The 14,028-nt window shown below is 62.7% G+C and carries 13 protein-coding genes; 6 read left to right on the plus strand and 7 right to left on the minus strand.

Features of this window, described 5'->3' with window-relative positions:
- Positions 1-97: 97 nt before the first annotated feature.
- Both ACFPWW_RS04245 and ACFPWW_RS04250 read left to right on the plus strand, forming a co-directional pair.
- The gene (locus ACFPWW_RS04245; protein WP_377310582.1) at positions 98-439 is read left to right on the plus strand and encodes a RidA family protein; all 342 of its coding nucleotides are present in this window, start codon (positions 98-100) and stop codon (positions 437-439) included.
- Between the two features lie 15 nt (positions 440-454).
- Entirely contained in the window at positions 455-805 is a 351-nt protein-coding gene (locus tag ACFPWW_RS04250; protein ID WP_377310584.1) for a hypothetical protein, read from the plus strand.
- A gap of 30 nt (positions 806-835) precedes the next feature.
- On the opposite strand, the gene ACFPWW_RS04255 is transcribed toward ACFPWW_RS04250, so the two are convergent.
- Genes ACFPWW_RS04255 through ACFPWW_RS04270 form a run of 4 tightly spaced genes read right to left on the minus strand, consistent with a single transcriptional unit; the run spans position 836 to position 5,669 of the window.
- Complete coding sequence (locus tag ACFPWW_RS04255; protein ID WP_377310586.1) at positions 836-2,488, minus strand: thiamine pyrophosphate-binding protein; 1,653 nt, start codon at positions 2,486-2,488, stop codon at positions 836-838.
- A gap of 29 nt (positions 2,489-2,517) precedes the next feature.
- Complete coding sequence (locus ACFPWW_RS04260) at positions 2,518-3,717, minus strand: CaiB/BaiF CoA transferase family protein (protein ID WP_112564708.1); 1,200 nt, start codon at positions 3,715-3,717, stop codon at positions 2,518-2,520.
- Positions 3,718-3,766: 49 nt separating this feature from the next.
- A complete protein-coding gene (locus ACFPWW_RS04265) occupies positions 3,767-4,723 on the minus strand; it encodes a DMT family transporter (RefSeq protein ID WP_112757395.1) in 957 nt (318 codons plus the stop codon).
- A gap of 1 nt (position 4,724) precedes the next feature.
- Positions 4,725-5,669 (minus strand): alpha/beta fold hydrolase, encoded by a 945-nt coding sequence (locus ACFPWW_RS04270; RefSeq protein WP_377310589.1) that lies wholly within the window; start codon positions 5,667-5,669, stop codon positions 4,725-4,727.
- Between the two features lie 159 nt (positions 5,670-5,828).
- Here ACFPWW_RS04270 and ACFPWW_RS04275 point away from each other — a divergent pair, with 159 nt between their 5' ends.
- The 4 genes from ACFPWW_RS04275 (at position 5,829) to metF (ending at position 10,407) form a co-directional block, all read left to right on the plus strand.
- Positions 5,829-6,566 (plus strand): ribonuclease T2 family protein, encoded by a 738-nt coding sequence (locus tag ACFPWW_RS04275; protein WP_377310591.1) that lies wholly within the window; start codon positions 5,829-5,831, stop codon positions 6,564-6,566.
- A gap of 108 nt (positions 6,567-6,674) precedes the next feature.
- Positions 6,675-8,324 carry an energy-dependent translational throttle protein EttA gene (gene ettA / locus ACFPWW_RS04280; RefSeq protein WP_112564717.1) on the plus strand — a complete coding sequence of 550 codons (1,650 nt, stop codon included), beginning with the start codon at positions 6,675-6,677 and terminating at the stop codon, positions 8,322-8,324.
- A 157-nt stretch (positions 8,325-8,481) separates the two neighbouring features.
- Entirely contained in the window at positions 8,482-9,507 is a 1,026-nt protein-coding gene (locus ACFPWW_RS04285; protein WP_112753304.1) for an ArsR/SmtB family transcription factor, read from the plus strand.
- On the plus strand, positions 9,508-10,407 hold the full coding sequence (gene metF / locus ACFPWW_RS04290) for a methylenetetrahydrofolate reductase [NAD(P)H] (RefSeq protein WP_112564720.1): 900 nt from the start codon (positions 9,508-9,510) through the stop codon (positions 10,405-10,407).
- Between the two features lie 423 nt (positions 10,408-10,830).
- On the opposite strand, the gene ACFPWW_RS04295 is transcribed toward metF, so the two are convergent.
- The 3 genes from ACFPWW_RS04295 to ACFPWW_RS04305 all read right to left on the minus strand — a co-directional run bounded on the left by ACFPWW_RS04295 (position 10,831) and on the right by ACFPWW_RS04305 (position 13,935).
- Positions 10,831-11,724 (minus strand): DMT family transporter, encoded by an 894-nt coding sequence (locus ACFPWW_RS04295; protein WP_377310640.1) that lies wholly within the window; start codon positions 11,722-11,724, stop codon positions 10,831-10,833.
- 104 nt (positions 11,725-11,828) lie between these two features.
- Positions 11,829-13,055, minus strand: a complete 1,227-nt coding sequence (locus ACFPWW_RS04300) for a lytic murein transglycosylase (RefSeq protein ID WP_377310594.1) — start codon at positions 13,053-13,055, stop codon at positions 11,829-11,831.
- An 82-nt stretch (positions 13,056-13,137) separates the two neighbouring features.
- On the minus strand, positions 13,138-13,935 hold the full coding sequence (locus ACFPWW_RS04305) for a GH25 family lysozyme (RefSeq protein ID WP_112564726.1): 798 nt from the start codon (positions 13,933-13,935) through the stop codon (positions 13,138-13,140).
- Positions 13,936-14,028 lie beyond the last annotated feature (93 nt).

Consider the following 14,028-nt stretch of genomic DNA (forward strand, 5'->3'; position numbering starts at 1 on the left):
GGTTCTTGCTCAAGCATCGGACTATCCGAAAACCGCTTCACACTTTTCGGTCCGATGCACTGACTCGGCGCTTTTATTTGATGAACAGGAGAACACGATGAGCATCAAGCGTATCGACATCGGCCCCCGCATGAGCGGCGCCGTCATTCACGGCAACACCGTCTACCTCGCAGGCCAGGTCGGCGAAGGCGAAAGCGTTGCTGATCAGTGCAAGTCGGCGCTCGGCGAGGTCGACCGGCTGCTCGCTGCTGCCGGCAGCAACAAGTCGAAGATCCTGCAGACGATCATCTATCTCTCCGATATCGCCTATTTCGCAGAGATGAACGCCGTCTGGGAAGGCTGGATCGACCCGGCAAACCCGCCGGCCCGCGCCACCAGCGAAGCCAAGCTCGCTGCGCCGAAGTACAAGGTTGAATTCATCGTTACGGCTGCGATCTGATCTGGAGAACACGGAATGTCAACGAGGCGCCTGCTGACAGTATGTTTTGCCGGTTGCCTTGTTGCTTCCGTGGCTTCTGCGAAAGAGCTTCCCCCAATTCCCAAGGGCGATGAGCTGGGGGTGGCGTCAATGAGCATGACCATCGCACTGACCTGCGACATGCATTGCAAGCGCCCGCAGCTCGTTCGAAATGCAAAAGCGCTCTTCCTTAAGTTTGCCCGAAAAGAACTGCCGGAGCCGCAAGCGGCAACAGAACGGGCGTTCAGCACGGCCCGTCGTGGTGTCTCGCAACAGTCAACCAGACAATATTCCAAAGAGAGCTGCGATCAGCTGGATAGAATGCTGAAACGCGAGCTTGCCCGCTGATATCCGGTCGGCGCGGTCCTATGTTTTCAATCAGGATTTCTCGCGGATCTGCGTCAGTGTCCGCGTCGGCGTGATCGCTTCCGGATCGAGCTTGATCTCGATGATTGCCGGCTTGCCGCTGTCGCGTGCCCGCTCGAAAGCCGGCGCGAAATCCTCCGTTTTCTCCACGCTCTCGCCGTGACCGCCATAGGCGCGGGCAAGGGCTGCAAAATCCGGATTGGTGAGATCGGTGGCGCTGACGCGGCCCGGATATTCTCGCTCCTGATGCATGCGGATCGTGCCGTAGATGCCGTTGTTGACGACGACCACGATGATCGGCAGGCCGTAGCGCACGGCGGTGGCAAACTCCTGTCCGTGCATCAGGAAGCAGCCGTCGCCGGCAAAGCAGATGACTTCCCGATCAGGAAGCAGGCGCTGGGCGGCAACGGCAGCGGGCAGGCCGTAACCCATGGAGCCCGAGGTGGGAGCGGCCTGCGTGTTGAAGCGGCGGAAACGGTGGAAACGATGCAGCCAGGTGGCATAGTTGCCGGCGCCGTTGGTGAAGATCGTGTCCGGCTTCGTATTGGCCTCCAGCCATTCCATGATCGGCCCCATATGGACCGCGCCCGGGCCTGACGCCGGCGGCTTCGACCAGGAGAGATAGGCCTGGTGCATGCGGCCGGTGCGTTCGGCCCAGCGCGGTTCGGCGGGGGCTTCGAGATCGGCGAGTGAAGCGACGAAATCGGCGGGGCTGGCGCAGATCGCGAGATCCGGGCGATAGACGCGGCCGAGTTCGGACGGGTCGGGATGGATGTGGACGAGCGACTGGGCCGGGTAGGGGATATCGATCAGCGTATAGCCCGAGGAGGGCATTTCCGACATGCGCCCGCCGAGCAGGATCAGCAGGTCGCTTTCCCGGATTTCATTGGCGAGCGCCGGATTGATGCCGATGCCGACATCGCCGGCATAGCAGGGATGCAGGTGGTCGAAGAGCATCTGGCGGCGGAAGGAGCAGCCGACCGGCAGGCCGAAGCGTTCGGCAAAGGTCTGGAAGTCTGCGACGGCATCGGCATCCCAGCGGGTGCCGCCGAGGATGACCATCGGCCGTTCGGCCTTCAGCAGGCGCAAATAGAGATCGTCGATCTGGCTGCGGCCGGGATGGGCTTCGACGCTGACGTAGCGCTTGGGCTTCGGGGCCTCGACCTCGTCGCGCAGCATATCCTCGGGCAGCGTCAAGACGACCGGCCCCGGACGGCCTGACGTGGCGACGGCAAAGGCGCGGGTGACGAATTCGGGAATGCGGGCGGCGTCGTCGATCTCGCCGACCCATTTGGCAAATTCGGTGAAGGCGCGGCGGAATTCGACTTCCTGGAAGGCTTCGCGTTCGCGCGCCTCGCGCTGGACCTGGCCGATGAAGAGGATCATCGGGATCGAATCCTGCCTGGCGATATGCAGGCCGGCGGAAGCGTTGGTCGCGCCGGGGCCGCGCGTGACCATGCAGATGCCGGGCTCGCCGGTCAGCCGGCCCCAGCAGTCCGCCATCATTGCAGCCCCGCCTTCCTGGCGGCAGACGACGACGTCGATATCGCTGTCGTGCAGGGCGTCGAGCACGGCAAGGAAGCTTTCTCCCGGTACGCAGGAGAGGCGCTTTACGCCGTTTGCCTTCAGCGCCTCGACGATCAGTTGTCCGCCAGTCCTCTTCATGGCCTCTTCCTTCTCATGGCCTGTTGCTCTCATGACGACGTCTTCTTCTCCCATTGAAGAAGCTCGGCCAGAACCTCGTCATTGTGTTCGCCCAGGCGCGGGCTCGGCCGCTCGTAGCGCAGCGGCGTTTCCGACAGCACGACCGGGGTGCGCACGCCGGGGATCACGGTTCCCGCCGCGTCCGGCAGGTCGATGCGCAGGCCGCGGGCGACGATCTGCGGATCGGCAAACATTTCCTCGATCGTGTTGATCGCGCCGGCCGGCACGGCATTGTCCTCGCAGGCTTTCAGCAGGTCGGCCTTCCGCCATTTCAGCGTTTCGGTGGAGACCATCAGGCGCACTGCATCCCTGTTGGCGACACGGGCCTTGTTGGTCGCGAAATTTTCATCGTCGCCGACGACGAGGCCGAGGATGGCGCACAGGCGGCGGAACTGCGCGTCATTGCCGACGGCGAGGATCAGATAACCGTCTGATGTCGGCACGACCTCGTAGGGCGATATGTTCGGATGGGCGTTGCCGAGGCGCACGGGCGCGCGGCCGGAAACAAGGTAATTCATGTTCTGGTTGGCAAGCACGGCCGATTGCACGTCGAGCAGCGCCATGTCGATCATCTGGCCTTCGCCCGTCTTCAGCGCATGGATGAGCGCGGCCTCGATCGCCGAGACCGCGTAGATGCCGGTAAAGATATCGGCGATCGCCACGCCCGCCTTCATCGGCTGCCCGTCCGGGTCGCCTGTGATCGACATGAAGCCGGACATGCCCTGGACGATATAATCGTAGCCGGCGAGATTGGCATAGGGGCCGGTCTGGCCGAAGCCGGTGATGGAACAATAGACGAGGCGGGGATTGATCGCTCTCAGGCTGTCATAGTCGAGACCGTACTTGACGAGGCCACCGAGCTTGAAATTCTCGATCAGCACATCGGCGGTGGCCACGAGGCGGCGCACCAGCGACTGGCCTTCCTCGCTTTTCAGGTCCGCAGTTATCGAGCGCTTGCCGCGATTGGCGGAATGGTAATAGGCGGCCGAGAGATTCTCGCCATCGGCTCCCTCGACGAAGGGCGGCCCCCAATGCCGGGTGTCGTCACCTCCGTCGGGGTTTTCCACCTTGATGACATCGGCGCCGAGATCGGCCAGCATCTGCCCGGCCCAGGGGCCGGCGAGCACGCGCGCAAGCTCGATGACCCGGATGCCCGCAAGCGGCGGCTTCTTGTTCTTGTCTTGCGTCATGTTCCTCCCGGTTTCCTCCCAAACTCCTCCTCATGGGCGGTTGCGGATGTCAGGGCGCCCGCGTTGCCTCAGATGTATCGGATACGGGTTTGGAAGCAAAGCGCCGCTCGCGCCAGATGATGTAGAGGCCGGACGCGATGACGATGAGGATGCCGAGCCATTTCAGCGCATCCGGGAAATCGCCGAAGACCAGCCAGGCAAAGACCGTGGCCGAGACGATTTCCAGATATTGCAGGGGAGCGAGCGTCGAGGCGGGTGCCGCACGATAGGCGTAGGCGGCGAGAATGCCTGTGACCGCGGCGGCAATGCCGGTGCCGAGCAGGTAGGCGAAGGCCGGCAGGTCGGGCATGGCCGTATCGATGATGTCGGAGCCGCTGCCGTAACCGACGAAAAGGATGACGGCGCAGAAGAAGATGCCCCAGAGCCCGGTCTGGAACTGCATGGCCCAGGGGTCTTCGCGGTGCGACAGAACCCGCGTCATCAGCGCGAAGACGGCGATGCAGAAGGCGCTGACCACGGGCAGCAAGGCGATATAGCCGACTTCTTCGAAACTCGGCTGGATGATCAGCATGGCGCCGAGAAAACCGACGGCGCAGGCGCTGTAGCGCCGCCAGCCGATGGTCTCCTTCAGGAAAATGCTGCCGAGGATCGTCAGGATGATCGGCTCGACGAAGAAGATGGCGATGGCATCGGCAACGGCCATGACCTTCAGCGTGGTGACGAAGCAGATCATCGAGGTCGTGACCATGGCGCCGCGGATCGCATGATACCAGCTCTGCTTCAGCGTGAACTGGATTTTCGCGCCGCGCAGGAAGACGAAGGGCAGCATGGTCAGCGACTGGATGACGAAGCGGAAACCGGCGACTTCGGTAGACGAGATCGTTGCGGTCGCAAGCTTGGAGAAAATGTCGATCAGCGGCGAGATCAGCACCGAGAGCAGCATGAACAGCAGGCCGAACGTCACCTCCGAGGAGGCGGGAAGGCGGGTGGAAGTCATGCTCGTCATCTCAGGTCCTTTCACTCGGGACCGTGCGGACGGCGGCGTCGCACCAGCGGGCGAAATCCGCGATCGGCTTTTCCGCGCCGATTTCGTTCAGCGTTTCATGTCGCAGGTCCTGATATATCTCAGTGCTGATACGGGAGAAGCCCTGGCTTTTCAAACGCTTTGACAGCCAGAAAACGGCTTTTCCCTTGGATGTTGCCGGATCCTGGCCGCCGCCGACCAGATGGATCGGCAGGTCCTTCGGCAGCCTTTCAAGCCGCTCCTTGGCGATGCCGCGGAAGGTGAGGGCGAAGACGTCGAGCCAGAGCGATACCGAAGCATCGAAGCCGCAGAGCGGATCGGCAATATAGGCATCGACCTCGGCCGGATCGCGCGACAGCCAGTCGAATCCCGTCCGGTGGCCGGGAATGGATTTGCCCCAGGCGGAAAATGTCAGCCGCGGCAGCATGTCGCTCGGCACGTCGGAGCCCTTGAGCATGCGCTCGGCCAGCAGGATCGCCTGCGCGACCCGGCCGGAAAGACCGACGGCGAAATTCGAGTTCCAGACGGCAAGTGCTGCGAAGCGGCCGGCGAGATCTTCCGCGGCATTGAGCGCAATCAGGCCGCCCATCGAGTGGCCGAAGAGAATGACGGGCAGGCCCGGGTGACGGCCGGTGGCAAGGCTGTGGACGGCGGCGATATCGTCGACGACGTGTTCGATGCCGCCGCGTTTCGAAAAACGGCCGAGCGGCGCATCCGGTGCGGTCGTCTCGCCATGGCCGCGATGGTCGTGGGCATAGACGTGGCAGCCTCTGGCGGCCATGGCCCCGGCGAAGCGCCGGTAGCGGCGCGAATGTTCGGCAAGCCCGTGTGAAATCATCAGGATAGCGCGAGGCTGCCCTTCTGCGGGCTGGTGATGGCAGGCAAGCGAAGCCCCGGCATTATCAAGCCGTATCGTCTCGGAAAACATGCATTCCTCCCCCCGCACAACAGACCAGATATCGGGGCAAATGCAATATTGCGTTCCCGCCCATACATGAGAAAGCATGTGTCGCCTTGCGATTCAGGGTTGCGCAAACTTCGGCTTCGTGCTTGTTTGTTCCTGTAATGTTCTTTGTCGGGGCTATCAATGGGCAAGTTTCTTTTTTCGGTTTCCATCCTGTTCCTCTCGCTTTCGTCGGTCGGGTCGGTCTGCGCGCAGGAAAGCGGACGCACGCGTTTCATCCTTGCGGCAAGCTGGCAGCCGGCATTCTGCCAGACCAACCAGAAGAAGGCGGAATGCGCCAGCCAGAGCGGCGAGCGCTACGACGCCACCAATTTCTCCCTCCACGGCCTGTGGCCGATGCGCCAGGACTATTGCGGCGTACCGGCCGACCAGAAGGTCGCCGACAAGGATGGCCAGTGGACGAGCCTGCCGGCCGTGAACCTCTCGACCGAGACGAAGGCAGCACTCGACAAGGCGATGCCCGGCACGCAATCGGGGCTCGAGCGGCATGAATGGATCAAACACGGCACCTGCACGAAGATGAGCGCCGACGATTATTTCGCCACCGCCGTCGACCTGATGGGCGACCTCAACGCCTCTGCCGTGCGCGAGCTCTTCGCCGCCAATGTCGGCAAGGTGCTGAAGGCGGAGGCGATCAAGGCGGCCTTCGACAAGAGTTTCGGCGCCGGCGCCAGCGACCGGGTGAAGATGAGCTGCCGGCGCGTCGGCAACACGCGCGTGATCAGCGAACTGACGATCGGGCTTTCGCAGGATGCCGTTTCGGCTCAGGCCAAGGAAAAGGGCCTCGGCGGTCTTATCCAGGCAGCCGGGAAGACCTCGTTCGGCTGTGACGAAGGCCTTGTGGATGCAGCCGGCTTCTGACGGAAACATGCCGAAATCCTGACGAAACAGGGTTTCGGCGTTGCTCGCGGGCGTGGTTTCGCCTACATAGCGGCCACGATTTCAAGTTTCCGTCCGGAGCATCCCAGCATGGCACGCCAGTTCATCTATCATATGTCCGGCCTCAACAAGGCCTATGGCAACAAGAAGATCCTCGAGAACATCCATCTTTCCTTCTATCCCGATGCCAAGATCGGTATTCTCGGTCCGAACGGCGCCGGTAAATCGACCGTGCTGCGCATCATTGCCGGCCGGGACAAGGAATATACCGGCGAGGCCTGGCTCGCCGAAGGGGCGACGGTCGGCTACCTGGAGCAGGAGCCGCAGCTCGATCCGAACAAGACGGTGTTCGAAAACGTCATGGAAGGCGTCGCCTCCAAGACGGCGATCGTCGATCGCTATAACGAGCTGATGATGAACTATTCCGACGAGACGGCGGAAGAGGGCGCGAAGCTTCAGGACATTATCGACAGCCAGAATCTCTGGGATCTGGAAAGCCAGGTCGAAATGGCGATGGAAGCGCTGCGCTGCCCGCCGCGCGATTCCGATGTCACGACGCTGTCGGGTGGCGAGCGCCGCCGTGTTGCGCTTTGCCGCCTGCTGCTGTCGCAGCCGGACCTGCTGCTGCTCGACGAACCGACCAACCATCTGGATGCCGAAACCATCGCCTGGCTCGAAAAGCACCTGCGCGACTATCCGGGCGCCGTGATGATGATTACCCACGACCGCTACTTCCTGGACAACGTCACCGGCTGGATCCTCGAACTCGACCGCGGCCGCGGCATCCCCTACGAAGGCAACTACTCGGCCTACCTGCAGGCCAAGGCCAAGCGCATGCTGCAGGAAAACCGCGAGGAAGCATCGCGCCAGAAGGCGATCAGCCGCGAACAGGAATGGATCGCATCCAGCCCGAAGGCCCGTCAGGCCAAGTCCAAGGCCCGTATCAAGTCCTATGAACAGCTGGTGGAAGCCGCCGAAAAGCAGCGTCCCGGCGACGCGCAGATCATCATTCCGGTCAGCGAGCGTCTCGGCCAGGTGGTCATCGAGATGGAGGGCATCACCAAGGGCTTCGAGGGCCGCACGCTGATCAACGACCTGTCGATCAAGCTGCCGCCGGGCGGTATCGTCGGCATTATCGGCCCGAACGGCGCCGGCAAGACGACGCTGTTCAAGATGATTACCGGCCAGGAAAAGCCCGACGGCGGTTCGATCCGCATCGGCGAGACGGTGCAGCTCGGCTATGTCGACCAGAGCCGCGACGCGCTCGACGGCAACAAGACCGTCTGGGAGGAAATTTCCGGCGGCGCCGAAGTCATCAAGCTCGGCAAGTTCGACATGAACTCGCGCGCCTATTGCGGCGCCTTCAACTTCAAGGGCGGCGACCAGCAGCAGAAGGTCGCCAATCTTTCGGGCGGCCAGCGCAACCGCGTTCATCTTGCCAAGATGCTCAAGGCCGGCGGCAACGTGCTGCTGCTCGACGAACCGACCAACGACCTCGATACGGAAACGCTGGGTGCGCTCGAAAGCGCGCTGGAAAATTTTGCCGGCTGCGCCATCATCATCAGCCACGACCGCATGTTCCTCGACCGTCTGGCGACCCACATCCTCGCCTTTGAAGGCGAGGGCCATGTCGAATGGTTCGAAGGCAATTTCGAAGATTACGAGCAGGACAAGATCCGTCGCCTCGGCCCCGATGCGCTGAACCCGGGCAGCCAGGCCCACAAGCGCCTGACGCGCTGATCGGTTCTTCACGCGTTGCGAGAGCCCCGGCTGGTCCGGGGCTTTTTCATGCCCGCCGTCGCTGTCGCCACAGGCAAGTTCGCAAATCGGCAAAATGCCGCTTGCCTCCGCTATCCAAATCACATAAAGATATCTTTATATGTTGATTGGGTAGGATATGAGCGAACCCTTAAGGCTTGGACTGGATGCGCTGGTGGACGTCTTGAAGGCGGCCGGCGAACCGACGCGCCTGCGGCTTCTGGCGCTGCTGGCGGCGGGCGATCTCACCGTGACCGATCTTACGGAAATTCTCGGCCAATCCCAGCCCCGCATCTCCCGGCACCTGAAGCTGCTCGGGGAGGCGGAACTTATCGACCGCTATCAGGAAGGGGCATGGGCCTATTTCCGGCTGGCCCATGAAGGCAAGGCTGCCGCTCTGGTGCGCAATCTCCTGAAGCACGTCTCGGAAAACGATCCGGTCGTGCAGCGTGACGGGGAGCGCCTGGCCGCCGTCAAGCGCCAGCGCGCCGAGCGGGCGCAGGCCTATTTCAGCCGCAACGCCGCCGAATGGGACGAGCTTCGCCGCCTGCACGCCGCCGACGAAGAGGTGGATGCGGCCGTCATCAAGCTGCTTGGTGCAAACCCGATCGATTCGCTGCTCGACCTCGGCACCGGCACCGGCCGCATGCTCGAACTGCTTGCCGGCCGCTATCGCCGGGCCATCGGCGTCGATGCCAGCCGCGACATGCTGAGCGTCGCGCGCGCCAATCTCGACAAGTCCCGCATCACCACCGCTTCGGTGCGCCACGCCGATATCCTGAACCTTCCGTTCGAGGGACAGGATTTCGATCTGGTGACGATCCATCAGGTGCTGCACTTCTTCGATCAGCCCGAGATCGCGATCACGGAGGCCGCGCGCATGCTGCGGCCGGGCGGGCGTCTCGTCATCATCGACCTGGCGCCCCACAATCTCGAATATCTTCGTGACGAACATGCCCATGTCCGCCTCGGCTTCTCGCACCAGGCCATGTCGGACTGGGTGCGCAAGGCGGGCCTCGATGTGGAGCAGGTCGTCGATCTTCATCCGGGTCAGCAGGGCGAGAAGGGCCTCACGGTTACGATCTGGCTCGCGCGCGATCCGAGGCGCCTCGTGGCTTCGCTGGAGAGCGAAGGCGCCGTACCTACATTTGCCGGGAGAGAATGAATGACCCAGAAAAACGACGCCCGCCGCGATATCAGGATCTCCTTCGAGTTCTTCCCGCCGAAGTCCGAGGAGATGGAGGGCCAGCTCTGGAGCACGGTGCGCGACCTGCAGGACTGGAACCCGGAATTCGTGTCCGTCACCTACGGTGCCGGCGGCACGACCAAGGCGCCGACGCTTTCCACGGTCACGCGTTTCCTGACCGACACGCCGCTTGCGACCGCCTCGCACCTGACCTGCGTCAGCGCCACGAAGGAGGAGACGCATCAGGTCGTCGACAGTTTCCGCAAGGCGGGCGTCACGCATTTCGTGGCGCTGCGCGGCGATGCGCCGGGCGGCGTCGGTGCGCCCTACCAGCCGCATCCGGGCGGTTATGCCAATGCGGCCGAGCTGGTGGCCGGCCTCAAGCAGATCGGCGATTTCGAAATCTCCGTCTCGGCCTATCCGGAAAAGCACCCGGAGAGCCGCGACCAGGCGGCCGATATCGACATGCTGAAGCGCAAGGCCGATAACGGCGCCGACCGGGCGCTCACGCAGTTCTTCTTCGACAACGACAATTTCGAGCGCTATCTCGAGAAGGTGCGCGCGGCCGGCGTCAAGATCCCGATCGTTCCCGGCATCATGCCGATCCAGAACCTGACGCAGCTGAAGCGGTTTGCGGGCGCCTGCGGCACGGTCATCCCGGCCTTTCTCGACGAGCGTTTCGCCGGATATGACGACAGGCCGGACGAGCGCGCCAAGGTGGCTGCCGATGTCGCAGCCGAACAGATCGAGGATCTCATCCGCCGCGGCCTGCACGAGTTCCATCTCTACACGATGAACCGCGCTCCGCTGGTTTCCGCCGTTCTCGACAATCTCGGCCTTTCGCGCCGGCCGGCAAGAGCCGCGGGCGCTGCAGCCTGAGATCCGGATGCCACAGACAGAGGAAAAGCGCATGCCGGGCGGGGCATGCGCTTTTCAATATCTGGGGCTGATTGTTTCAGGAGTTCGGTATTTCAGTCTTTACGCCTCGCACCAGCTCAGATGAAGAGCATGGATACGACGAATGCGAACGCTGCACTGACCAACAGGACATTCAAGGATTGTGTAAGTCCCATGTCTGCCTCCTCGCGTTAACCGGCTAATAATATGTCGGAAATGTGTTGGTTGGGAAGCGCTTCTTGTGCTGCACTGCCGAAGGGGGCGGTGGATAAGTCTAATAACGATCAGCCAAGATACTGAAACATAATAGGAAAACAAAACTCGCAAATTTTAACGCTTCGTTACAAAGCGCTAGCGGCGATTCATGCTTTTGGCGGAAGAATGGCGCGCCGCAGCATAATCCTTTCAGGCGATGGCGCGCGAGCGGCGATGGAGGCGGCCATCGAGTATGACAAGTCCGGCGCCGATCAGCGCCATGCCGGCGATGTCAGTCATTTCCAGCCGCTCGCCCAGAAACAGGAAGCCGAGAAGGATCGCGCCCGGCGGCACGAGCAGCGTCACCAGCGACGCGTTGGTGGCGCCAGCCGCGGCCATGATACGGAAGTAGAGAATATATCCGAAGGCGGTGGACAGAAGCGCAATTGCCAGAATGGCCGCAACGGCATTGACCGACGGCATGGCAAGCGTCCAGGGGTGATCCATGACGAGCGACAGCGGCAGGGCGACGAGCGAGGAGGCCGTCAGCTGGCCGGCGGCGATGACGGGCGGTGCGACGCTCCGGAAACGCTTGCCGTAGGTGGCGGCAAATCCGTAGGAAACGGCTGCGATAACCGGCAGCAGGAGCGCCCAGAGGGGCACGCCGCCGCCAGCGGTGACGCCGGGGCCGATGAGGATGACCGTGCCGAGCAGGCCGGTAAGGCAGCCGACGATCTTGGCGGTGGAGAGCTTCTCGTCCGATGTCAGGTAATTGGCGATCAGCACAGTCCAGATCGGCGTCGTGGCGTTGAGAATGGCGGCGAGGCCGGCGCCGATCCGCGTCTGGCCGAAGAAGATCAGGGCATGGGGCAGGGCATTGTTGAGGATGCCGAGAACGAGGAATTCGCGCCAGCGGCTCTTCAGCAGCGGATAGATGCCGAAACGTCCGCCGATATAGACATGCAGCGCAAGGGCGGCGATCGAGAGGCGCAGGAAGACGAGGGTCAGCGGCGGCACTTCTCCAACCGCGATGCGCGCGAAGAAGAAGGAGCCGCCCCAGATCAGGCCGAGAAGGACAAGTAGCCCCCAGGTCAGAGCACCCATTTTCTGTTCCACGCCGATTCCTCCCGTTTCGGGCAGGTTTAGCCGATCGGCGGCAGGCCGCCACCCGATTCATGCGCTCGCGTGGCGACAGGGATCTTCAGCGCTCAGAGCGCGCCGAGGAGGGCAGGGGTCGCCCAGCCGTCGGCCGGCATGCCGAGGCGCAGCTGCTCCTTCTGGATCGCGACACGGGTGCCGGAGCCGAGGATGCCGTCGATTTCGCCGACATCGTGGCCGAGCGAGTCGAGCTTCGTCTGCAGCTGTTTCATCTGGTCGTTGGAAAGGCCCTGCTCAGGCGTGCCCTTCTGGTAGGTCGGGGCGCCGGAAAGGCGGGTCGCGAAATAGGCGGCGGAGGTCGTGTAGATGAACGACTTGTTCCATTCCAGATAGATCTTGAAGTTCGGGTAGGCGATGAAGGCCGGCCCGAGACGGCCCTGCGGCAGAACGAGATCGCCTTCGAGATTGGCGAAGGCTGTATTGCCGTCGCGCGGCTTGACGCCGAGGCTGAACCATTCGCCTGCCGTCATCGTGCCGCCGAGGCCGGATTTTTCCCAGGGCAGGTCATCCGGCACGGTGACTTCCTGCAGCCAGGGCTGGCCGCGCTCGAAGCCCAGGTGCTGGATGAACTTGGCCGCCGTCAGGATCGCATCCGGGCCGCTCTGCTTGAGGCGCACGTGGCCATCGCCATCGCCGTCCATGCCATAGGCGACGATATCGCGCGGCAGCATCTGCACCTGGCCGATTTCGCCGGCCCAGGCGCCGGTATTGGTCTGCGGGTCGAGGTCGCCGTGCTGGACCATCTCGATGAGGGCGATCAGCTGCGGGCGGAAGAGTTCCGGGCGGCGGCAGTCATGCGAGAGCGTCACCAGCGCGTTGCGCGTGTTGAAATCGCCCTGAACGGCGCCGAAATCCGTCTCCATCGCCCAGAAGGCGGTGATGACGCCGGCGGGAACGCCGAATTCCTGCTCGGCGCGGGCGAAGACATCGGCATATTGCTTCATCTTCTGGCGGCCGATGTCGAGGCGGGCCTGGCTGACGGTGCGCTGCGAGAATTCCAGGAAGGTCTGGCGGAAGACGCCCTGGGCGCGGTCGCGGCTCAGAACCTTGGGGTCGATCTCGGCACCGGCGAGTGCCTTGTCGGCCGCCTCGGCGCTGGCGCCGGCTGCGATCGCGTCCTTCTTGACGCCGTCGAGGAAGGCGGAGAGATCGCCGCCGCAGGGGGCAGCCGGGGCTGGAGCTGCCGCATCCGGCGCCTGCTGGGCGGCAGCGCCTGTCGCTAGCGCGCAGGCAAACAGAAGGGCAAGTGCAGAGCGGCCTTTAAGCGAGCGGTGCATGAAACGATCCTCGTGAAATCACATAGAATCCCGTCGCTTTCCCAGAGGAATGTGACGGAAGCAAGAAAGACGGTGCACGTTACTAAGAATTTCTATCCTTGGAAACGTCCGCCACCCAGTTGTTCCAGTTTTTCGCGGAACCGGCAAAGACATTGATGTCGGTCGGCCCCTTGATGCCGGGGATGACGCCTGTCGACGTATATTGCCAGAAGGCCCAGCGGCGATCGGCATAGGTCACTTCGGGGTGTTTGGCGGTCGAGCGCACCCAGAAGTGATAGTCCTGGAAGTATCCGGCGAGATTGTCGCGGTGGAAATCCACCGAAGTATAGATGATCGGCCGCTTGCCGTAATAGGCCTCCAGGCGATCCATGAAGCGCTGCATTTCCGAGCGGACGGTTGCCGGATCCGGGCGGAAGCGGCAGGTCTTCGATTCCGCGTTCCATTCCACATCGAGCACCGGCGGCAGGCGCATGGATTGCTTCGGCACGTTGCGGATGAACCAGTCGGCCTGGTCGTCGGCGGAAGAGCAGAAATAGTAGAAGTGATAGGGCGCGTGCGGAATGCCGGCGGAAGCGGCCTCGCGCCAATATTCGTCAAAACGTGGGTCGAGCCTGTCCTTGCCTTCGGTCGCCTTGATGAAGGCGAAGGCGACGCCGGATTTGCGCACCGTCTGCCAGTCGATATCGCCCTGCCATTTGGAGATGTCGATGCCGTGGATGGGGTTCTGCTGCGGGCGCTTGGCGCCGAAATCCTGGGGATCGGTATCCTTGAAGCGCGTCTTGGGCTTTATGGAAGCGGTTTCGAGATAGTCGTAACCCGTGGAGCTGCAACCGGCGAGCAGCAGGGCAAGCGGCAGGACGCAAAACAGAAGCCGACGCATGAATATTCCGTCGTGATGATGGATCTGCCCCACAGCCTGACCTTCGAAAACACGCGCCCAGCAGAGGGAATAACCCTCTTTTCCAATATCAAC

It is taken from the genome of Rhizobium sp. GCM10022189 (assembly GCF_042656325.1).
Lineage (GTDB): Bacteria > Pseudomonadota > Alphaproteobacteria > Rhizobiales > Rhizobiaceae > Rhizobium.